The sequence below is a fragment of the Yoonia sp. R78084 genome (genome assembly GCF_044595625.1).
Taxonomy (GTDB): domain Bacteria; phylum Pseudomonadota; class Alphaproteobacteria; order Rhodobacterales; family Rhodobacteraceae; genus Yoonia.
This window is the reverse complement of sequence record NZ_CP138993.1, coordinates 1,739,128-1,760,083: the sequence shown is the minus strand read 5'-3', so window position 1 is coordinate 1,760,083 and position 20,956 is coordinate 1,739,128. Positions and strand designations below refer to the sequence as shown.

Below are 20,956 nucleotides of genomic sequence, written 5' to 3'. Positions count from 1 at the left end.
AGCGGCATTATTAAGTTGTTTGGGCGTATTTTTGGCTCTGTTGCAAACGGTTGATGAGGACGGAGTTGTACTGTCGTTTTGCGGGCTCATGCAGCGCGTTGCTGCTCGATGAAGGCCATGGCCTCTGACATGACGCGGGGGCCAACACCGAAAGCCCGCTCAATCATTCGTTTCTTGCCGATAGGATCGCGTTTCAGATTGAAAGCCCTGGCCTGGCCTTTTCGTAAAGCGCGCATCACCTCAAACCCCTTGATCGTGATGTCGGCTGTTTTCATCGTCTTAAAGCCACGCACCGGTTTAATCAGCTGTTTCAGCTTGCCATGATCCGCTGCGAAGACGTTGTTCAGATACTTGAGCTGCCGGTGTTCAACATCCTTCGAGCATTTGCCTTCCTTCTTCAGCTCAGCCAACGCGGAGGCATAGGCGAGGCCTTGTCAGTATTGATCACGCGCGGCTAATCCCAACCTTCCAAGCCTTGCCCAGAAAGCGTTTAGCGGCTTTGGTGTTGCGGGTGGAAGATAGATAGAAATCGATGGTGCAGCCGAGCTTGTCGACCCCTCGATACAGGTAGGCCCACTTGACCAGGGGCCTTGATATAGGTCTCGTCAAACCGCCAGTTGTCAGACATTGGTCGCCGCCACTGCCAACGCATGCGGCGCTCCATTTCGGCGGCTTACTCTTGCAACCGAAGGTGGATCGTGCTGTGATAACTCCGAAGGCCACGTTCGGCCATCATGGTTTCGAGGTCGCGATAGCTGATGCCATAGCGGCAATACCAACGCACCGCCCAAAGTACGACTTCATCAGTGAAATGACGCCCTTTGAAATCCTTCATAGCTAAACTCCGCCGATCACGGCCCGGTCAGTTTTCCCAAACAAGCAAAGGTTTGCAACAAAGCTGTCCATCTGTTCGCCAGTTACTTATCTGTTACTTCGCGCATCTATCACGCGCATAATCGTGGATATATTTCGCCCCAAGCGCGACCACCAATTTGGGAGAATTTTATTATGTCATTGATCATTACAGGCGTCTTGGATGGCCCGCTCACCGGCGGATTGCCGAAAGCGGTCGAGATTTTCGTGACCAAGGACATCGCCGACCTTTCGATCTATGGCATCGGCTCAGCCAATAATGGCGGTGGATCGGACGGTGAGGAATTCACCTTTCCCAGCGTTGCTGTCACTGCCGGAACATATCTTTATGTCGCGTCAGAAGTCGCGGGTTTTACCGAATTCATGGGATTTGCGCCCGACTACACGGCGGGTGCTTTGTCGATCAACGGCGATGACGCCATTGAGCTTTATCAGAACGGTTCAGTGATCGACCTCTTTGGCGACGTCAACGTCGATGGCAGCGGCCAGCCTTGGGAGTATCTTGATGGTTGGGCTGCGCGCAATCCGGGTGCCACCGCCAGCCCCGTTTTCGATATTGCAGAATGGAGCTTTTCCGGCCCAAACGCCTTTGACAATCAGGTCAGCAATGCCACTGCGACAACGCCCTTCCCGACCGCATCCTTTGAAGACGTTGTGACCGACCCAACATTCACGATCAACGAAATTGACGCCGACCAGGACGGCACCGACAGTGCAGAGTTCATCGAGATCTACGATGGCGGCGTCGGCAATGCCGCGCTCGATGGTCTGACGGTCGTTCTTTACAACGGGAACGGTGATGCGGCCTATGACACGATCTCGCTCGACGGGTTTTCGACCAATGCAGATGGATATTTTGTGATCGGGTCTGCTAATGTGCCCAACGTCGATCTGATCGCATTCACAACCAATGGATTGCAAAATGGCGCGGATGCTGTTGCGCTTTATGATGGCCCTGCGCCTACTGCGGCGACGACGGACAACCTGCTGGATGCGATTGTCTACGGCACAAACGATGCCGACGACACCGAGCTGTTGACGGCACTTGGCCAGACCTTACAGGCCAACGAAAGCGCGAATGGAAATTCAACCGGTGACGCAATCGCGCGCCAACCTGACGGAACGGGTGACTTTGTCGCCCAAACACCCACGCCGGGCGCCAGCAACACAGTTGAACCTCCCGTTGAGATCACTTTGATCAGTGAAATTCAGGGCAGTGGCGGCACCGGTGATATGGCGCAGATTGGCGTGGATGACCGCAGTGCGCTCGAAGGTGAAACCGTGACGGTGCGCGCCATTGTGACAGCCGACTTTCAGGATGGTCTGTTCGGCAGCATGGGCGATCTGAACGGGTTCTACATTCAGGAAGAAGAGATCGACTACGATTTTAATGACCTGACCTCGGAAGGGATCTTTATCTTCGATGGTGCCGCCCCATTGGTCGATGTCAACGTTGGTGATCTGGTGGAAATCACAGGCACCGTGACAGAGAACTTTGGTCAGACACAGATCACGGCCACAACGGTCGCTGTGCTTGATACCGACCAGATGTTGCCCGATGCAGTTGAGGTGACGTTCCCGACCGCCAGCGTGATGCTGGATGACGACGGTAATTATGTCGCCAACCTGGAAGCCTACGAAGGCATGCTGGTCAATATCTCGCAGGATATGACGGTTTCAGAACTGTTCAATCTGGATCGCTTTGGCGAATACACCGTCAGCGCCGATGGACGGCCGGTGCAATTTACCCAAGACAACGCGCCGGATGTCGCAGGATACGATCAGCACCTGCAGGACCTGGCCGCGGGCCAGATCACACTGGATGACGCGCTGTCGGGGCAGAACCCTGACGTTCTGAACATCATTGACGGGAACGACGGGGTTCTGACCGCTGATGATGTTTTCCGCATGGGCGATACGATTTCGTCGATTGAAGGTGTCGTCGGCTATGGCTTTGACGAATTTCGCATCCATGCACCCGAAGGTGATTATGAGCAGGGCAATCCCCGTCCGGAAACCCCGGAAGACCTTGGCGGCAATTTCAAGGTCGCCAGCCTGAACGTGCTCAATTACTTCACCACGATTGATGCGCCAGGTGTAACAACCGACAACGGGTCTGACCCGCGCGGTGCTGACACAGCAGAAGAGTTTGAACGTCAAGCGGACAAACTTGTGAACGCCATTATCGCCATCGACGCGGATGTGCTGGGATTGGTCGAAATCGAGAACGATTTTGCAGGCGACACATTCGCGATCAAAGACATCGTGGATCGCGTCAACGCCGCACTTGGGTCAGAGGTCTATGCCTTTGTCGATCCGGGTCAGGAATTTGTTGGTGGCGATGCGATTTCCAACGGCATGATCTACAAGGTGGACGAGGTTGGCTTGCGGGGTGACATGGCCATCCTCGAAACCTTTGACGGGCGCAACTTCCTTGACCCGTTGGACGCTGGCCGCGACCTGAACCGTCCCGCAATCGCGCAAACATTCGAGGACCTCGATACCGGCCAGACCATCACGATCTCGGTCAATCACCTCAAATCCAAAGGGTCGCTGTCCGGGCTGGCGGCTGATGAGGATCAGGGGGACGGTCAGGGCAACAACAACGCGACCCGCACCGAGGCCGCCGATATTCTTGCCGCTTGGCTGAACAGTGACCCGACCGGCCAAGGCTCAGAGAACACACTGATCCTCGGCGATCTGAACGCCTATGCGCAGGAAGATCCGCTGACAGTGCTGGCCGATGCAGGCTTTGCTGATCTGGCGGCGGCAGAGTTGGGTAATGAGGCCTATTCCTTCGTGTTTGACGGCCAGATCGGCACATTGGACTACGCCCTTGCCAATGGAGCCCTCGCCGACAACCTCGTCGGGGTGACAGAATGGCATATCAATGCCGATGAGGCCGATGCATTCGACTACAACCTCGATTTTGGGCGCGATCCGTCGCTTTTCGACGGCGACAGTGCGTACCGCAACTCCGACCATGATCCGGTGATCGTCTCGTTCCAGTTTGATCCGGTCTATAACCAGATTGCAGGAACGGACAGGCGAGATTTCCTGTTCGGCACCGAAGGCAGGGATGAGATTGACGGCATGAATGGCAGAGACTTCATCTTTGCAGGCTCAGGGGATGACCTGATCAGCGGCGGGCGCGGGCGGGACAAAATCTTGGCTGGCAGCGGAAACGATGAAATCGACGGTGGAGATGGCAACGATCTGGTCTTGGCCGGAGCCGGGGATGACATCATCATCAGTGGCAATGGCAAACGCGACATCACATGGGGCGGTGAAGGCGCGGATACGTTCGTCTTCTCGGCAGCTTTGGCTGAAGACGGGTCAAGGGATAAGACTATCATCATGGATTTCGATGTCACGGAGGACGTGATCGACCTTGGCGGCGCTGAAATCGCTGATATCCGCGAGACCCATGGCGCCGTCCGGATTACACTGGCGGGGGGCAACGACATCATTGATCTCAAGGGTGTGTCCGACTTTGATGATATCGTTTTCGAGAACGAGTTCGTTTTTGTCTGAGTGCCAAAAGCAATGATGCCACTTTAACGTTCACGCGGTGGAAGGTGCCGAAGAAAGGCGTGCTCTGCTGCGCGATCGTGTAGATTGCATCATTTCTTGTGGGATTCCCTTAATTTCGGATGCTTGGCCGCACCAGAAATTTGCGGCTCAATGCAAGAGCGCTTTTTCCGGTTCGTGCCGGAGGGCTGGGCCTTTTGCCGGGGCAACGTCTCTGGCTACTTTGCGGGACAAAACAGACCTTCGTTTTTCCCGCTTCGCTCATGCAGCATTTCCACGCACGCGCAACACGGAAATTTTGGCGGCGCAGCGATTTGCACCGAACCAGTCATTCAAACGAGTCGAAAACGGTCGATGCAAAACCGTCCTTTCGCTGCGCCCGGCATGACCTCGAAGGACGCAGGACAAAGTGAGCTTTCGAAACGATCGTGCGAACGCTCGCCTTAGGAAACAGGTCGACTTCAGTAACGAGCAGAGTTGCCATTGTAAACAATTATAAGTTGCTTTGGCGGAAGCGGTTAGTATGGTCATCGAACATCCCACCTGAAGCTAAGTTGGCAAGTCGGAGGACGGGGGGCTAGGATGGCGAGGGCTGGAGGAGCCAACGCTGCGTATTCAAATGCTCGGATGGTCCAACGAATGGAGGGGAAATTCCGGCACTAGGGAGGAAGACTATGAAAAAGCCAAATTGGAATGTGTCACTCGCGACGCTGACCGCGTCGGTTGTTATTGCCTCAACTGCGTCGGGCGACGAATTGCCAACATTGGGGGCGGCCTCGCCTTCTTCTCTTGAGGTTTGTGAAACACTGGCTGCTGATTTTGATTTTCAAAACACTGTTCTGACAGAGGTTAGCCGTGTCGCAGCAGCAGAGGGAGACCCGGAATATTGCCTCGTCACCGGCGAAATGAATGATCGCACCGGCCCAATCGATGGCGCTGATTACGGATCAATATTCGAGATGCGTTTGCCCACAGAGTGGAACGGCCGCTTTCTGTATCAGGCCAACGGGGGCGTTGATGGAAACGTCGCTGATGCTGTCGGGCGCATTGGCAGCCCGCAAGAGACGGGTTTGCAAAAGGGGTTTGCGGTCATCAGCTCTGACGCAGGGCATCCAACGCGATCAGCCAGTTTTGGTGTCGATCCACAGGCGCGTTTGGACTATGGTTATCAGGCCGTTGGTTACCTGACCCCAATGGCCAAAGCCCTGATCGAGGCGGCGTATGGCAGGGGGCCAGACCGCTCTTATATCGGAGGAAGCTCCAACGGGGGGCGTCATGCGATGGTCGCAGCCGCGCGCTATGGCGCCCAATATGATGGGTTCCTCGCGCTGTATCCGGGTGTCAAACTGCCCAGAGCAGCATTGTATCAAATCTGGGGTGCCCAACAGTGGGACGACGTTGCGACCGAATTCGCAACGCCGACCGATCCCGACACGGGACTTGCGACAGCGCTGACTGGTGCCGAACGACAGGTCATCGCAGATGCGATGAATGGCCAGTGCGACGCACTTGATGGAATCGAAGATGGCATGATTTTGAACACGCTTGCCTGTCAGGATGCGTTCAGTCCCATGCGCGATATCCCGGTTTGCGAGGGGAACCGCGACGGGACCTGTCTGTCAGTGGCCCAGATCGACATATTGCAGCGGGTCTTTGCCGGTGGGCAGACGTCCGACGGGCGCGACATCTACAGTGACTGGTATTTCGATAGCGGCATTGCATCGCAAAATTGGGCGGATTGGAAGTTTAAATATTCGACCGACAACCGCCGCGATGCGGTCGCGCTCAGCTATATCTTCATGACACCGCCGCAGCCGGTTCAGCCCGACCCTGAGAGCACGTATGCTTTCAGCACATCGCAAGACATTGGCGCAGCTTTGGATGCGATCTATGCCAGCGACGAGACATACACCGAAAGCGCGTGGGAGTTTATGACGCCCCCTGATCCGACCAATCTGGATACGATCCGCGACCGTGGCGCAAAATTGCTCGTCATTCACGGTGTATCGGATCCGGTGTTCTCTGCCAAAGATACAGCAGCTTGGTTCGAAGAACTTGATGCACAGTACAGTGGCAGCGCTGAAGAACTTGCGCGGTTCTTCCTTGTTCCTGGCATGGGCCATGGAACCGGTGGGCCATCGACGTCAAGCTATGATGGCCTTGATGCAATCGTTGCTTGGGTTGAGCGTGGAGAAGCGCCTGACGTGATCATTGCACAACCGGATGCCCGAAATGCAGACGTGCCCGAAAACTGGTCGGCGACCCGCAGCCGTCCGCTGTGCCTTTATCCCGCCAGCGCGTTCTATACAGGTGGCGACATCGAACGTGCCGAAAGCTTCGAATGTCGGTAAAATTCGGAATAGACTTGAAGTGAGCGCCCCAGCCGCATTCACGTAGGCTAAGGCGCTGATCGGTCTCTGCAAGTTAAAGTGAGAAGCGTTTCGCTGATTTTGGTCGGAACTTGCACATGGGCCCCTTGTTGACGTCGAAGAGTAACACGCTTTGGCCTCGTCACAGTCATTCGCCGCACCAAGCGCGAACGTCCGCTTTCCGAAGCGCGTCGCGGATGAGGATGATCCAGGTTTGAAACACGACCAGTAAAGGTCCAGAAGTAGGATCGGAGGCAGCCCGGCCCTGTTACCGCCGAATGCTTGTCGTTTCACAGGGCAGGGTGGCAGGGCGGGCACAATGTGCGTATGTTGTGCACTATGGGTCGTCCTAGGTTCTGGCGTGCCCGAGGAGATCGATTAATGCCCAACAACGCAGCCACCGCGGCAGCGAGACTGTCTTGCGCGCCCATGATGGACTGGACGGACCGCCATTGCCGGTTTTTCCACCGCCTGATGTCGCGGCACGCGTTGCTTTACACGGAAATGGTGACGGCACCGGCTGTGGTGCATGGCGACAAAGAACGCTTGTTGGGGTTTGATGCGCGCGAGCAGCCTGTCGCACTTCAGTTGGGCGGGTCTGATCCGGCGCAGCTGGCGCAAGCGGCGCGGATTGCCGAAGACTTTGGCTATGCCGAGATCAACCTCAATTGCGGTTGCCCGTCCGACCGTGTCCAGTCAGGCAGTTTTGGCGCCATCTTGATGGAAAACCCCGCTTTGGTGGCCGAATGTGTCGCCGCGATGATCGCGGCCGTCCGCGTTCCTGTGACCGTCAAGTGCCGGATCGGCGTGGATGATCAGGATCCGGCTCTGGTGCTGCCCGACTTTCTGGCGCAGGTGTCGGCGGCGGGGGTGGACAGGTTTTCGGTGCATGCGCGCAAGGCGTGGTTGCAAGGGCTCAGCCCCAAAGAGAACCGCGACATCCCGCCATTGAATTATGATTTAGTGATGGAAATGAAGGGGTTATTTCCCCATCTTCATATCAGCGTCAATGGTGGTATTGCCACATTGGACGATACGGTGGGTTTCCTCGATCGCGGGTTGGATGGCGTCATGATCGGGCGTGCGGCCTATCATACACCTGCGGATATCCTGCTCGAGGCGGATGCGCGTATCTTTGACGATCCCTTAGGGCGGACAGCCGAAGAGGTTGTGCATCTGATGTTGCCCTATATCGCGGATCACCTTGCAAAGGGCGGCCGTTTGGGGCAGGTCACGCGCCATATGTTGGGGCTGTTTCAGGGCCGCCCCGGTGCGCGGGGTTGGCGCAGGCATTTGTCCGAGAACGCCCATGTCGACGGGGCAGGGCCGGATGTTGTCTTGACCGCCCTCGAACACGTGACGCGGCTCGCGGCCTAAAGGAAAAATATATGGACGATGTGATGCTGCTGGCCACAATGGCGGGCCTTCTTTTGGTGCTGGGTGCGGTTGCCGGCGTGTTGGCGGGCCTCTTCGGTGTGGGCGGAGGTATCATCCTTGTGCCGGCGTTCTTCTATGTCTTTGGCCAGCTTGGCTATGACAGCCCCGAACTGATGCAGATCTGTTTGGGCACTTCATTGGCGACGATCATTGTGACGTCGCTGCGCTCGGTTGCGGCACACCACAAAAAGGGCGCCGTTGACTGGGCAATCTTGAAGGGCTGGGGGGCTGGTATTGCCATCGGTGCCGTTGTCGGCGTGCTTGTGGCGACATCGCTGCGCTCGGGGACGTTGCAAGCGATCTTTGGCGTGCTGGGCGTTTTTGTGGGTGCCTATATCACTTTTGGACGCGAGCGCTGGCGTCTGGGAACACAAATGCCCGGTGGGGTCTTGCGGGCGCTCATTTCTCCGGTGATCGGGTTTTTGTCGGTCCTTGTCGGTATTGGAGGAGGCTCTTTCGGCGTGCCAACGATGACATTGTTCAACGTGCCAATCCACCGCGCTGTGGCGACGGCTGCGGGGTTCGGTGTCATCATCGCAGTCCCTTCGGTCATAGGATTTCTCTTGGTCGATATCGCTGTGGTGCCGCCCTTTACCATCGGAGCGGTGAACTTTCTTGCCTTCGGTCTGGTGGTGACGATGACCCTGATTACGGCACCATGGGGGGCTGCATTGGCGCACCGGATGGATGCCAAACCACTCAAGCGTATCTTTGGTGTTTTCCTGATCCTGGTTGCGCTGAATATGTTGCGTAAAGCGTTGGGATGGTAGGGCCGGACGGCTTTCGCGTCTTTCCGCATGATCCTGCGGTGGCGCGGTGGGTCGCGGCTGCAAAACTGGCCGCCATCGAGGTGCTTGCCGGTGGTGCCGATCGGCGCCATGGCAACACTTGGTTTGTCGGGGTCGATGCCTTGCCCAATGCCCCTGACGGGAGCATCGGTGGCGTGCCTCTGGCGGGTGCTTGGCAAGCCCACGTAAAGGCGCCGCCCACTTGGCACCGCGCGCAGCTTTCTGTTGTTTTTCCGGGGTATCCGCAACAGGACCCCGGCGAAAGTGACGCTGCACATCGGTTCCGGCGGGATCGTGATGCCGCGCATGTGGACGGGCTTTTGCCGGAAGGGCCGCAAAAGCGGCGGCATCTGCGCGAACCACACGGGTTTATTCTGGGACTGCCGCTTGATGAGGTGCGTGCCAGCCCGCTAGTGGTCTGGCGCGGCAGCCAAGACATCATGCGTGCGGCGTTCCGTGCGGCTTTTGCAGGTATCCCGCCTGCGCAATGGGGTGAAGTGGATGTCACCGAGGTCTATCAGGATGCGCGCCGCAAGGTTTTCGCGACCTGTGACAGGGTCGAAGTTGTTGCCGAACCCGGTCAGGCGGTCTTGCTTGATCGTCATATTCTGCATGGTGTCGCACCTTGGACGCAGGATGCAGATGGCGAGATGCGTATGGTCGCCTATTTTCGGCCGCAGATCGATTTTGCGGACTGGCTCTAGGCCTTGAGCCGGTTGAAATCCTTCAGCGATTTACCAGGTTCGTCGACAAAGAGGCTTGGCAGAATACGCTGGCTGGTGATCTGGTCGACCCTGATTTCATCGAATTGCGCAGTGGTTTCACACCAGACGACGCAGGTCCAAAGGCGGCCCCAGTAATCAAGCTGTAGCGGCCGCACGATGCGCTTTTTGTTGTCCATGACAAGTTCCAGTTTCTGCCGCGTCCGCATGGCCTGACGCAGGATCGGCAGATGCTGAAAGCCCCGCGCGGCATCGGCAAACGGATAGATTGCAAAGCCATAGCCGCTGGGTGCGCGTCCGCGGTCTTCGGGCATTACGGCATCAATCTTGCCCGAAAGGGCGCGGGCAGCCGAAGAAAGCTCGGGGTCGTTGCTTTGGATCACGGCGCTTAGTCCCAGATGCAGGGCCTCGACCTCGGTCATGGTCAGGTTCAGCGGTGGCAGGGTGATGGCGGCGGTCACGCGGTAGCCGATCCCGCGTTCGCCCTCAATCGGGACACCGGATGCAGCGAGCGTTTCCATGTCACGGTAAATCGTGCGCAGCGACACATCGGTTGCCTGCGCGAGATCACTGGCGCGGTGCAGTGATCCGTCCCGCATGATTTGGACAAGACGCATGAGACGGTCGGCGCGGCGCATGATTTTCCTTTCGATTCGGCCCAGTTTTGTCAATTTTCTGGCAACTGACAAGTTTTTGTCACAAGTATCAAAAAACCCTTGCAAAAAAGGCTCTTCAAGCCATCAAAATTGCCAGTTCCCGCTTCCCTTGTCGCGCATCCGGCCCTATTTGTCCTAAATAGAGAACGAAATGACGCAGGGCGCGCCCGCGCTATAGGAGAAGAGACATGCTTAACAATATCGGCCTTCCCGGCCTTCTTTTGATCGCTGTTGTGGTTCTGGTTCTGTTTGGCCGCGGCAAGATTTCCAGCCTGATGGGCGAAGTCGGCAAAGGTATCACAGCGTTCAAGAAGGGCGTTGATGACGGCAAGAAAGAGATCGAGGACGGCATGGCCGAGGCCAAAGACGTGACCCCTGCAGAAGAAAAAGACAAAGTCTGATCGCTTTGCCGCATAATAAGGACTGCGTCTGATGTTTGGTCTTGGCTGGAGCGAATTGCTTGTTGTCGGCATTGTGGCCCTGATCGTGATCGGGCCCAAGGACTTGCCAGGTTTGTTCCGCACGATGGGGCAATTTACCGGTAAGGCGCGGATGATGGCACGCGAGTTTTCGCGCGCGATGGAGCAGGCCGCCGATGATTCAGGCGTCAAGGATATCTCCAAAACGCTGAATGCGGCAGCCAACCCCAAGAAATTCGGCGTCGACAAGATCAAGGAAGCGACCGGTGTCACCGAGACACCTTTGTCGCCCGAACGTCAGGCCGCAAAAGAGAAGATGAGCAAGGCGATGGGTGATGCAGCGCTTGCCCGCCAGGCGCGTGAGGCAGAAGAGGCCGCCGCGAAGGCCGCGGCTGAGGCCCCCAAACCCGAGACGCCCGCACCAGAGGCCAAGACATGAGCGCCCAAGACGAGATTGAAGACAGCGCAGCGCCGCTGCTGGAACACCTGACCGAGCTGCGCTCGCGGCTGATCTATTCCGTGATGGCTTTCCTCGTGGGCATGATCATCTGCTTCTCTTTTGGCGGCGCGCTCTTGGATTTTCTGCTAGGGCCGATCGAGCGCACCATGCGGTCCTTGGGCAACCCCAATCCGGTAATGCAATACACGGCGCCGCAAGAGTATTTCTTTACCCTGATCCGCATTTCGGTTGTGGGCGGGCTGGCGCTGTCCTTTCCGGTGATCGCTTATCAGCTCTGGCGTTTTGTGGCGCCCGGCCTTTACCGCAATGAAAAGAACGCGTTTTTGCCGTTCATTATCGCCTCGCCTGTGTTGTTCCTGATCGGGGCGGCCTTTGCGCATTACATCGTCGTCCCGCTGGCGATGGCGTTTTTCCTTGGTTTTGCAGATTTGCCCTCTTTCGTGCAGGCCATCGCGGCAGAGGCCGTGCCCAACCCCGGAAGCGCCCTTCTGCCGGGGGCAGGCGGCGGGCTGTCATTGCCGAGCGTTGCGCCTGATCTGAGCCAACAGGGTGTCGATATTGTCTTTAACGGCAAGGTGAACGAGACGCTCGATATCACGCTGAAAATGATCGTGGCCTTTGGCGTCTGTTTCCAGCTGCCTGTGCTGCTGACCCTGATGGGATCAGCCGGATTGGCCAGTTCGCGCGGCCTGCGCGGGACGCGCAAATACGCTGTTGTCGGCATCCTGATTGTTGCCGCCCTTGTCACACCACCTGATGTCACGACGCAGTTGATCCTCTTTGTCGTCGTCTATGGCCTGTATGAGATTTCAATCCATCTGGTCGCTGCTGTCGAGCGCAAGAAAGACCGCGCCGCCCGTGCTGAAGGCATCATTGGCGAAAACGAGAGCCTCTTTGACATCGACGAGGATGATCTGTCAGATGGCGAGGCTGCGGCTGATCAGGGTACCAAAGGGTGAGCAAGAAGGCCCTGAAACGGATCGCTGCCGCGCTTGAGCGTATCAGTCCGGCCCCCATCGGCACCCCTGATTTCGGCGCGGCCTCGGCCTTTGTCTGGCATCCTGATCCTGATCGCCTTGTCCCTGTCGCGCGGGTGAACCGCGTCGGTGTTGAACTGCTGGTTGGCGTTGACCGGTCGCGCGACACACTGATGGCCAATACGGTGCAGTTTGCCGCCGGATTGCCTGCGAACAATGCCCTGTTGTGGGGTGCGCGGGGAATGGGAAAATCGAGCCTTGTCAAAGCGGTACATGGCGCTGTGAATGCAGATTATGCGGGATTGAAGATTGTCGAGGTCCAGCGTGAGGACCTGCCCAGCATCGGCCGCTGCCTCAACCTGCTGCGCGGCGCGTCTGAGCGGTTTATCATGTTTTGCGATGACCTGTCGTTCGGGCACGACGATGCACATTACAAGTCGCTCAAGGCTGTTCTGGATGGCGGGATCGAAGGGCGCCCTGATAATGTCGTGCTCTATGCGACATCCAACCGGCGGCACCTCATGCCACGGGATATGATCGAGAACGAACGCTCATCCGCGATTTCGCCGTCAGAGGCGGTGGAAGAGAAGGTATCGCTGTCGGATCGCTTTGGCCTGTGGCTCGGGTTCCACCCCTGCGATCAGGACGAGTATCTGACGATGATCCGCGGCTATTGCGATGCCTATGGTGTGGCGATTGATGACGCGACATTGCGGGCCGAGGCCATCGAATGGCAGGCCACGCGTGGCAGCCGCTCGGGCAGGGTGGCCTGGCAGTATTTCACGGACCTGGCCGGCAGGCGCGGTGTGAGCCTTTCGTAAGGTGGATCATGATCCACCTTACGTGGCTCGGCCCTTATTGCAGGAAATCATTCGGATCGAGGCTTTGCAGGCCACGGCGCACTTCAAAGTGCAAGAAGCTGGGGTTTGCGGCCCGTACCTTGCCGATCACCTGACCGCGTGACACGCTGTCGTCCTTGCTGACGGTCAGATTGTCCATCTGTGTATAGACTGTCAGCAGGCCGTCACTGTGCTTAAGCACAACAATCGCGCCGCCACTGGTATCTGTGGTTACAGCGGCAACGGTGCCCGAACCGGCGGCCCGCACGTCCGATCCGGCGGATGCGCCAATATCAATGCCTTCGTTGGTGCCGGGCGCGTAATCGCGGATGATCGACCCCTGGATCGGCATGATAAAGCGCGCGTCACTGCTTGCGGGCTGTGCTGTTGTCGTGCCCAGATCCGGCGTCGCGGGAACGACGGCCGCGGCTACAGGGGCGGCTGGCGTTTCACTTGGCAGCGGGAGTGCTGCACTCGGTGGTACAGGTGTCGCGGTGCCAACGCCCGGGGCTGTTACAGCCGCAGAGGCTGCCGCCGGTGCAGGCGCGCTGCCGCCTTGCGGGATCAGCAGATACTGGCCCTCGCGAATTGTGAATTCGGTATTGAGACCGTTCCATTCAGCGATGTTGGTGACAGGGACGTTATAGAGCCGCGAGATCGAGAACACGGTTTCACCGCGCTGCACCTGATGGCGAATTGGCTCGGTGCCGCGCACGACAGGTGCGGCGGTGGTCGTCGCTGCCGGCGCAATTGGCGTGGCCGTCACGGTGCCAGCCGCATCAGCGCGGTCAAGCGCTGTTGTAGCCACAGCCGTAACATCAAGCGGTTGGATCGGTCCGGTGCCGATGGCGCCGGTGGCAGGCGAAGGTTCGGTGACGCGCGACGGCAGGGCGATGATCTCATCGCGGCGCAGGATCACGTCAGGCCCGATCCCGTTATACTCCGCCAACTCATCGGCATCGAGCCCCAGCCGGATCGCAATGCCGCGAATGGTGTCATCGCGGCGCGCCACAACAACCTGATAATTGGGATAGGAAATCACGCCACGATCATCGGGGCGCGGCCTGCCGGGCAGGCTTTGTACCGCTGCGGATGTATCAAATCCGTTGCCGATATCACGCAGGTCGGCGTCAAAGCCGTCACATGCCGCGAGTGCTGCCAATGTCATCCCTGTCAATGCAATGCGTCTTACAGGGTAATTCCTGTTCGCCATCCTACCGCTCCTTTGCCTAAGTCGCCCCTTATCTATGGGATCATACTATATTTTGGGGTAGTTTACTCTTGTCCGAGCCCTTCTAGCAAGGGCACAAAGCGGACAGCGCGCAATTCATCGTATTCGAGCCCTGTTTCCGTGCGCGTCACGCGGATCAGGCTTTGCACTGCGTCGGATTGACCGACAGGCAGAACCATGATCCCCCCGACCCGCAATTGCGCCAAAAGAGGACCCGGGGGGTCCTCTGCTGCGGCGGTCAGCAGGATGCGGTCAAAGGGGGCCTGTTCGGCAAACCCGTGGCTGCCATCGGCGGTGAAAGCCGTGATGTTGGTGATATCATTGGCTTCAAATACCGCGCGCGCGGCCTGCACCAGACGGCGATAGCGATCCACCGTATAGACGCGCCGTGCCAGTTTGCTGAGGATCGCGGCTTGATACCCTGATCCTGTGCCAATTTCGAGAACCTTGTCGCGCGGGGTGATCTGGAGGGCCTGCGTCATCAACCCCACAACAGAGGGCTGGCTGATGGTCTGTCCGCAGGCAATCGGCAGCGGCATATCATCATAGGCACGATCCGCGAAAGTGCCCTTCACGTAATCGGCGCGGTCGACCTGTTCCATCGCTGTCAGCACCCGCGTGTCCGTCACGCCCTTGCTGCGTAAGGCGTAGAGGAACTGCATCTTGGTGGCGGCATCGAATGTCACTTGAGCACGTCTTTCAGGGTCTCAACCATTGTGTAGTCAGTCAGGTCCACACGCATCGGTGTGATCGAGACATAGCCGTCAAGGTTGGCTGCGGCATCCGTTCCGGGGCCTGTCGGCTCATGCTGGGGGCCGCCACGGACCCACAGGAACTTACGCCCTGTGGGCGAGGTCTGTGCCTCGGCGCGGAAACGTGTGTTGAGCCGGAACCCTTGGGTCGTGGCCTGCATGCCTTTGACCTTTTCGGCAGGAATGGGGGGAAAGTTCACGTTGTAGAAAACCTGATAATCCGCATCGTCCCAAAGCGTGTCGTTCATAAGCTTTCGCACAACTTCTGCTCCATGCGCCGCTGCGGCCTCAAATGGATTTTCCAGATTGGTATTTTCCGGGCCGTAAAACTGCGACAAAGCAATGGAACGCACGCCTTGCAGCGCCCCTTCGATGCACGCGCCGATCGTGCCGGAGTAAAGCGTGTTTTCAGCGGCATTATTGCCCCGATTGACGCCTGAGAGGATCAAATCAGGGGCCTGATCCTTCAGCACATCATGGATCCCTGCAAGCACACAGTCCGCAGGCGAGCCTTCTGCCGCAAAGCGCCGGGGTTCGAGTTCCGTGATCATTGTGGGGTGGGTGTAACTGATACAGTGGCCGACACCCGATTGCTCAAAGGCAGGGGCCACGGTCCAGACTTCGCCCTTTGGTCCTGCGATCTCATGGGCGATCTCGGTCAGGACCCTCAGCCCGGGTGCGTTGATGCCGTCGTCATTGGTGATGAGAATGCGCATGCCGCCGCCTTTTTACTGTCGCCACGTTCCTAAGCCGTGACGCGGTGGGCGGCAAGCGCGGAACGCGCCGACAAGGCGTGTTCAGGTCAGACCGTAGACAAGCGGTCACGGTTTAGGCAGTCGCACCCTCAAGGATCGCAGGCAAAAGCCGTGCGGCCTCGTCTGCGGGGCTGGACAGGGCATTGCGATCCTCGCCGGGATAGAAGCGCGCGCGGGTCGCGGTTGGCATGGGCGCAGGCGTCAGCACATCCACACGCGGTCCGGTCTTGGCGGTTTCCGCGGCCCAGCTGCGCGCAAGGGCAATCTGCGCTGCTTTTGTTGCGCCGTACGCACCAAAGAACTGATCGCCGCCACGCGGGTCATTGAAAAAGACGGCTTTGCCTGTTTGCCCCAAGAGTGGGCTGACATAGGCGATCAGCCGCGATGTGGCCTCGATATTGACGGTCATGGATTTCGCGAGATCCTTCGGCCCGATATGGCCTGCAGGCGCCAACGGCGCCGCATGAATGGCCGTATGCAGCCAAAGATCAAGGCTCCCCCAGCGATCAAAGATGCCACGGCAAAGCTGCTGCATTGCTTCATCAATGCTAATGTCCATGGGTGCCAGCGTCGCCTGTCCGCCAGCCGCCTGAATGGCGTCGTCAAGCTCTTCCAGCGCGCCGACGGTTTTGCCGACGGCGATGATGTGATGGGTGGGGGCAAGGGCCTTGGCCAAGGCTGCCCCAAGGCCGCGCGATGCGCCGGTGATGAGTGCTGTTTTTGTCATGGCGCGGTCATGTGCCGAACTGCGCCCGAGGTCAAGCATTAGCTGTGCGGCAACCCCAAGGATTGGGTCCGACCCCAGCGATCTGTGAGCAGAACCTGCGCATCACCAATCGCCGTGATCTGCACGCCGAATGCGCTATCACCAACCTGCACCCGTGCGATCTCGCCACGCGAAGACCGTAGCAAGGCGGCAATCCCGTCATGCGCGTCCATCAGGCCGATAACCGACAATTCACGCAAATCAAGCGTGTCGGGCAGTGTTGCTTTTTGCCCGGGAAGGGGGGAGGTCGTTGTCTCGTCTGCCATACGTCACTGTTTCAACGTTAAGAATTTCTTACGCCGCCTTGCCAGAACAGGACCGGAAATAAAAGGGGCTGGTATGACGCACCGCAAAACCCTGCGCATCTTGCGCGGCTATACGCGCATTGCCGCAGCGGGGGTCATTCTGCGGCTGTCTTGGCCTCGAAACCCTGCTCGATCATATCGGAGGGGGCGACGGGATATTCGCCAGAAAAACATGCATCACAATAGGCGGGTGCCTTGGGATCGCGCCCGCCCGCTTCGCCCACCGCACGGTAAAGCCCGTCGAGTGAAATGAATTTGAGGCTGTCCACACCCAGATGTGTGCGCATTTCCTCCTCGGACATCGTCGCCGCCAGCAGCTTTTCGCGCTGCGGCGTGTCCACACCATAAAAACAGGGCCAGGCGGTGGGGGGTGATGCAATCCGGAAATGCACCTCGGCGGCCCCTGCATCAAGGATCATTTCCTTGATCTTGCGGCTGGTGGTGCCGCGCACAACGCTGTCATCCACCAATATCACCCGCTTGCCTTTGATCAGGGCGCGGTTGACGTTGAGTTTCAGACGCACACCCATGTTGCGGATGCTCTCGGTCGGTTCGATAAACGTGCGGCCCATGTATTGGTTGCGGATGATGCCCATCGCATAGGGAATACCCGATTGCAGCGAATACCCGATGGCTGCGGGTGTGCCGCTGTCAGGAACGGGGCAGACAAGATCCGCCTCGACGGGCGCTTCTTTGGCCAGTTCGCGACCGATGTTCTCGCGTGTCTCATACACTGAACGCCCGCCCTGAATGCTGTCGGGGCGGCTGAAATACACGTGCTCGAAGATGCAGAAACGGGACCGGGCAGGGCGGAAAGGATAGTGGCTGGACACACCCTTTTCGGTGATCACGACCATCTCGCCTGGTTTGATTTCGCGCACGAACTCGGCCCCGATGATATCCAGCGCGCAGGTTTCCGACGAGAGCGCCCAGCCTTCGCCGATCTTGCCCAGCACCAGCGGGCGCACGCCCAGCGGGTCACGGCAGCCGATCAGCTTGGTGCGTGTCATGGCCACGATGGAAAACGCGCCTTCGACTTTGCGCAGCGCTTCTTCCATGCGGTCAGGGATCGTGCGGCCCATGGAGCGCGCCATCAGGTGGATGATGCATTCGCTGTCGGACGAGCTTTGAAAGATCGACCCCCGTTCGATCAACTCGCGGCGCAGGGACAGCGCATTGGTGATATTCCCGTTATGGGCAATTGCCGCGCCCCCCATGGAAAATTCACCAAAGAAGGGCTGCACATCGCGCATCGCGGTCTGGCCCTTGGAGCCAGCGGTCGAATAGCGCACATGCCCGATGCCGATTGTGCCGGGCAGGCGTTCCATCATGGATGCCGAGGTAAAGTTATCGCGCACCAGCCCCATGCGGCGCTGTTGGTTGAAACCTGTTTCGGGAGCATGCGTGACAATGCCTCCCGCTTCTTGGCCCCGGTGTTGCAGGGCGTGCAGGCCGAGGGCTACAAAGTTGGAGGCGTCAGTGACACCAACGACACCAAAGACGCCGCATTCCTCCCGTAGCTTATCATCGTCGAAAGGATGGGCGGGGGGCATCTGTGTGGACAAGAGGTCAGCTCCGAATCCGAGTATGGGCGGTTGTCCCTGTCTTAGTAGGTCCAAGGCCGCGTGTCACGGAACGATCATCGCCTAGACGCTAAAAACATGGCTGCCATCGCCGCTGAAACAGTTCCTGTTAAGGCTTGCGCGCAGGATCATCCGGTGTGCGGCAAGGAATTGCGCACCAAAAAGATATGCATATTGAAATCGGCACCACGCCGCATAGTTTAGAAATATGACAATGCTCACAGCCTTATACTTTTTCGTCCCTGTCGTGATTTTCTTAATCATGGTGGTCGTTGCTTACCGTAAGATCGGCCCTGATCGCCCAACGCGATTTGACGAAGATATCAACCAAGCAGCGCAGCAGGCGTGGCAAGCAGGTCGCGAGGATGCACAGATGCGCCATGGCGACCGTTATGATCGGTAAGCCTTTCCAACGCCCCTAACGGAAAAGGCCACCGACAAAGCGGTGGTCTCTCAGATGTCTTTGGTTCGTGCGCCTTACTCGGTCGGAACGGTTGGCTCAACCGGTGCATCCGGTGCGCCACAGCTTCCGACCAGCTGCTGGTACTGTTCAGTGATCCAGCCCAAGGCCTGCTCGGGGTTTTGCTGTTCGATCTGGCCCGTCAATTGGGCAAAGACCTCGGCCGAGCGGCTGTCATCAATTGCGGCGAACTGCTGGGTGGCGAAAATTGTGTCGTAAACAAAGAACGCGACCGCAACCAACAGAATGCCGCGCAACACGCCAAAGAAGAAACCAAGCCCCTGATCAATGCCACCCAATGCAGACCGCTGCACGACAGTTGAAAAGAGCGGTGTGAAGATGGACACAACGACCAGTGCCACCGCAAAAACGGCTGCAAACGCCGCGATGATGGCCAACTCACAGCTGTCGCCAATGAAGTCGCCCAAAATCGGGATCTGGCGGATCAGCGGTTCGACCTGATCGGCAAAAATGAATGCAACGACGGTCGCGCCGATCCAGCCGACAATCGCCATGGCTTCGCGGACGAAACCCCGACTGTAAGCCAAGACGCCAGACACCAAAATAATGATTGCGACGCCTGCGTCGACAAGTGTGAAACCTTCCATGGTCCGTCTCCTGCGATTGGCGCTATCTTGCGCCAAATACCTCTTCTACAAATCCAGCCAAGTCTGTCGCATTGCGCAGGCTTATGCCGTCCACGCGGGGCTGCTTGGCCTGTTGTGGTATTATCGCAGTTGTAAAACCAAGTTTTTGTGCTTCTTTCAATCTATTTTCAGTTTGCACCACAGGACGGAGCGCGCCAGACAAACTGATTTCACCGAAAATCACGGCTTCCGAGGGGAGCGCAGCATCTTCGCGTGCAGAGACGAGGGCGGCGGCCACAGCAAGGTCTGCGCCGGGCTCCGAGATGCGCAAACCCCCTGCTACATTGAGATAAACGTCCAATCCGGTGAAAGGGACACCGCAGCGCGATTCGAGCACGGCAAGGATCATGGCAAGCCGTCCGCCATCCCATCCGACGACCGAACGGCGGGGTTGGCTGTGTGGCGAAGGTGCCACAAGTGCCTGTATCTCGCAGAGCATGGGACGGCTGCCTTCAATGCCTGCAAACACGACCGAGCCAGGGGCAGGGGTGCCGCGTTCGGACAGGAACAGAGCCGAAGGATTCTTGACTTCCGCCAGGCCCTTGCCGGTCATTTCAAAGACGCCGATCTCGTCAGCGGGGCCGAAACGGTTCTTGACCGAACGTAATATACGGAACTGATGGCCGCGCTCGCCCTCAAAATAAAGCACGGTATCGACCATATGTTCGACAACCCGGGGGCCCGCGATGGTGCCGTCTTTCGTGACATGCCCCACCATCACCACGGCCATGCCGTTGCGTTTCGCAAAAGTCGTCAACTCATGCGCCGATGAACGCACCTGGCTGACGCTGCCCGGTGCGCTGTCGACGTTGTCAGCCCACATCGTCTGGATGGAATCGATGATCGCGAGGTCAGGTTTTTCGGCCTCAAGCGTCGTCAGGATATCGCGCAGGTTCGTTTCCGACGCGAGCATGACAGGGCTTTTCTCTAGCCCCAGACGACGGGCGCGCATCTGCACTTGCGCGTTCGATTCCTCGCCAGAAATATAGATGACTTTCAGGCCGTTACGGGCAAACCTTGCAGCAGCCTGTAAAAGAAGCGTTGATTTGCCGATGCCGGGATCGCCGCCCACAAGTAGGGCAGACGCCTTGACCAGACCACCGCCCAAGACGCGGTCCAATTCTCCGACGCCCGCTTGGGTGCGGGGCGGCTCTTTCTCCTGTGTTTCCAGATCGGTGAGCGCGATCGTCTTGCCACGGATTGCGCCCAGTGATTTGCCTTTGGGACCGCTGGACAGGGCCTTGGATTCACTGATTGTGTTCCATGCCTGACAGGCATCGCATTGCCCCGACCATTTGCGAAAGGACGCGCCACATTCAGAGCAGGAAAAGGTGAGATCTTTGGCCATGTTCACCTTTTGGACCAAAAGGTGAACCTTGGCAATGA

19 protein-coding genes and 1 pseudogene are annotated in these 20,956 nt (G+C 58.1%); 10 read left to right on the top strand and 10 right to left on the bottom strand.

From position 1 onward, the window contains the following. Window positions 1–86 precede the first annotated feature (86 nt). Window positions 87–835, bottom strand: a pseudogene (locus SJY29_RS08995) (IS6 family transposase). 173 nt (window positions 836–1,008) lie between these two features. Between SJY29_RS08995 and SJY29_RS08990 the strand changes: the two are divergent. The 5 genes from SJY29_RS08990 to SJY29_RS08970 all read left to right on the top strand — a co-directional run bounded on the left by SJY29_RS08990 (window position 1,009) and on the right by SJY29_RS08970 (window position 9,702). After that, entirely contained in the window at window positions 1,009–4,407 is a 3,399-nt protein-coding gene (locus SJY29_RS08990; protein ID WP_400082005.1) for an ExeM/NucH family extracellular endonuclease, read from the top strand. Between the two features lie 671 nt (window positions 4,408–5,078). After that, complete coding sequence (locus tag SJY29_RS08985) at window positions 5,079–6,755, top strand: tannase/feruloyl esterase family alpha/beta hydrolase (protein WP_400082002.1); 1,677 nt, start codon at window positions 5,079–5,081, stop codon at window positions 6,753–6,755. Window positions 6,756–7,154: 399 nt separating this feature from the next. Further along, window positions 7,155–8,150, top strand: coding sequence for a tRNA dihydrouridine(20/20a) synthase DusA (dusA, locus tag SJY29_RS08980; protein ID WP_400081999.1), 996 nt, complete (start codon window positions 7,155–7,157; stop codon window positions 8,148–8,150). Window positions 8,151–8,161: 11 nt separating this feature from the next. Further along, entirely contained in the window at window positions 8,162–8,980 is an 819-nt protein-coding gene (locus SJY29_RS08975; RefSeq protein ID WP_400081997.1) for a sulfite exporter TauE/SafE family protein, read from the top strand. Next, complete coding sequence (locus SJY29_RS08970; RefSeq protein ID WP_400081994.1) at window positions 8,974–9,702, top strand: hypothetical protein; 729 nt, start codon at window positions 8,974–8,976, stop codon at window positions 9,700–9,702. Before SJY29_RS08975 ends, SJY29_RS08970 begins: the two co-directional genes overlap by 7 nt. On the opposite strand, the gene SJY29_RS08965 is transcribed toward SJY29_RS08970, so the two are convergent. Then, a complete protein-coding gene (locus SJY29_RS08965; protein WP_110279453.1) occupies window positions 9,699–10,358 on the bottom strand; it encodes a YafY family protein in 660 nt (219 codons plus the stop codon). The genes SJY29_RS08970 and SJY29_RS08965 overlap by 4 nt on opposite strands. Window positions 10,359–10,564: 206 nt before the next feature. On the opposite strand from SJY29_RS08965, the gene SJY29_RS08960 reads away from it, so the two are divergent. Genes SJY29_RS08960 through SJY29_RS08945 form a run of 4 tightly spaced genes read left to right on the top strand, consistent with a single transcriptional unit; the run spans window position 10,565 to window position 13,053 of the window. Continuing rightward, the gene (locus tag SJY29_RS08960; RefSeq protein WP_110279141.1) at window positions 10,565–10,777 is read left to right on the top strand and encodes a twin-arginine translocase TatA/TatE family subunit; all 213 of its coding nucleotides are present in this window, start codon (window positions 10,565–10,567) and stop codon (window positions 10,775–10,777) included. Between the two features lie 31 nt (window positions 10,778–10,808). After that, window positions 10,809–11,234: a Sec-independent protein translocase protein TatB gene (gene tatB, locus SJY29_RS08955; RefSeq protein WP_400081990.1), complete on the top strand. Its 426-nt coding sequence runs from the start codon at window positions 10,809–10,811 to the stop codon at window positions 11,232–11,234. Further along, the gene (locus SJY29_RS08950; RefSeq protein ID WP_400081988.1) at window positions 11,231–12,214 is read left to right on the top strand and encodes a twin-arginine translocase subunit TatC; all 984 of its coding nucleotides are present in this window, start codon (window positions 11,231–11,233) and stop codon (window positions 12,212–12,214) included. Before tatB ends, SJY29_RS08950 begins: the two co-directional genes overlap by 4 nt. Then, the gene (locus SJY29_RS08945; RefSeq protein ID WP_400081985.1) at window positions 12,211–13,053 is read left to right on the top strand and encodes an ATP-binding protein; all 843 of its coding nucleotides are present in this window, start codon (window positions 12,211–12,213) and stop codon (window positions 13,051–13,053) included. Before SJY29_RS08950 ends, SJY29_RS08945 begins: the two co-directional genes overlap by 4 nt. A gap of 34 nt (window positions 13,054–13,087) precedes the next feature. Here the strand turns inward: SJY29_RS08945 and SJY29_RS08940 are convergent, their stop codons facing one another. The 6 genes from SJY29_RS08940 to purF form a co-directional block, all read right to left on the bottom strand. Beyond that, window positions 13,088–14,284, bottom strand: a complete 1,197-nt coding sequence (locus tag SJY29_RS08940; RefSeq protein WP_400081982.1) for a peptidoglycan DD-metalloendopeptidase family protein — start codon at window positions 14,282–14,284, stop codon at window positions 13,088–13,090. A gap of 62 nt (window positions 14,285–14,346) precedes the next feature. After that, the gene (locus tag SJY29_RS08935; protein WP_055292419.1) at window positions 14,347–14,988 is read right to left on the bottom strand and encodes a protein-L-isoaspartate(D-aspartate) O-methyltransferase; all 642 of its coding nucleotides are present in this window, start codon (window positions 14,986–14,988) and stop codon (window positions 14,347–14,349) included. Then, window positions 14,985–15,770 (bottom strand): 5'/3'-nucleotidase SurE, encoded by a 786-nt coding sequence (surE, locus tag SJY29_RS08930; protein ID WP_400081979.1) that lies wholly within the window; start codon window positions 15,768–15,770, stop codon window positions 14,985–14,987. Before surE ends, SJY29_RS08935 begins: the two co-directional genes overlap by 4 nt. Before the next feature lie 112 nt (window positions 15,771–15,882). Continuing rightward, window positions 15,883–16,536: an SDR family NAD(P)-dependent oxidoreductase gene (locus SJY29_RS08925; protein WP_400081976.1), complete on the bottom strand. Its 654-nt coding sequence runs from the start codon at window positions 16,534–16,536 to the stop codon at window positions 15,883–15,885. Window positions 16,537–16,574: 38 nt separating this feature from the next. Further along, window positions 16,575–16,841, bottom strand: coding sequence for a hypothetical protein (locus SJY29_RS08920; RefSeq protein WP_110279134.1), 267 nt, complete (start codon window positions 16,839–16,841; stop codon window positions 16,575–16,577). Window positions 16,842–16,975: 134 nt separating this feature from the next. Further along, window positions 16,976–18,433, bottom strand: a complete 1,458-nt coding sequence (gene purF, locus SJY29_RS08915; RefSeq protein WP_110279452.1) for an amidophosphoribosyltransferase — start codon at window positions 18,431–18,433, stop codon at window positions 16,976–16,978. Between the two features lie 238 nt (window positions 18,434–18,671). On the opposite strand from purF, the gene SJY29_RS08910 reads away from it, so the two are divergent. Further along, on the top strand, window positions 18,672–18,866 hold the full coding sequence (locus tag SJY29_RS08910; protein ID WP_400081973.1) for a hypothetical protein: 195 nt from the start codon (window positions 18,672–18,674) through the stop codon (window positions 18,864–18,866). 74 nt (window positions 18,867–18,940) lie between these two features. Here the strand turns inward: SJY29_RS08910 and SJY29_RS08905 are convergent, their stop codons facing one another. Together SJY29_RS08905 and radA are read right to left on the bottom strand one after the other, a co-directional pair. Continuing rightward, a complete protein-coding gene (locus tag SJY29_RS08905; protein ID WP_110279132.1) occupies window positions 18,941–19,531 on the bottom strand; it encodes a CvpA family protein in 591 nt (196 codons plus the stop codon). A gap of 22 nt (window positions 19,532–19,553) precedes the next feature. Then, window positions 19,554–20,918 carry a DNA repair protein RadA gene (gene radA / locus SJY29_RS08900; RefSeq protein ID WP_400081970.1) on the bottom strand — a complete coding sequence of 455 codons (1,365 nt, stop codon included), beginning with the start codon at window positions 20,916–20,918 and terminating at the stop codon, window positions 19,554–19,556. Between the last annotated feature and the right edge of the window lie 38 nt (window positions 20,919–20,956).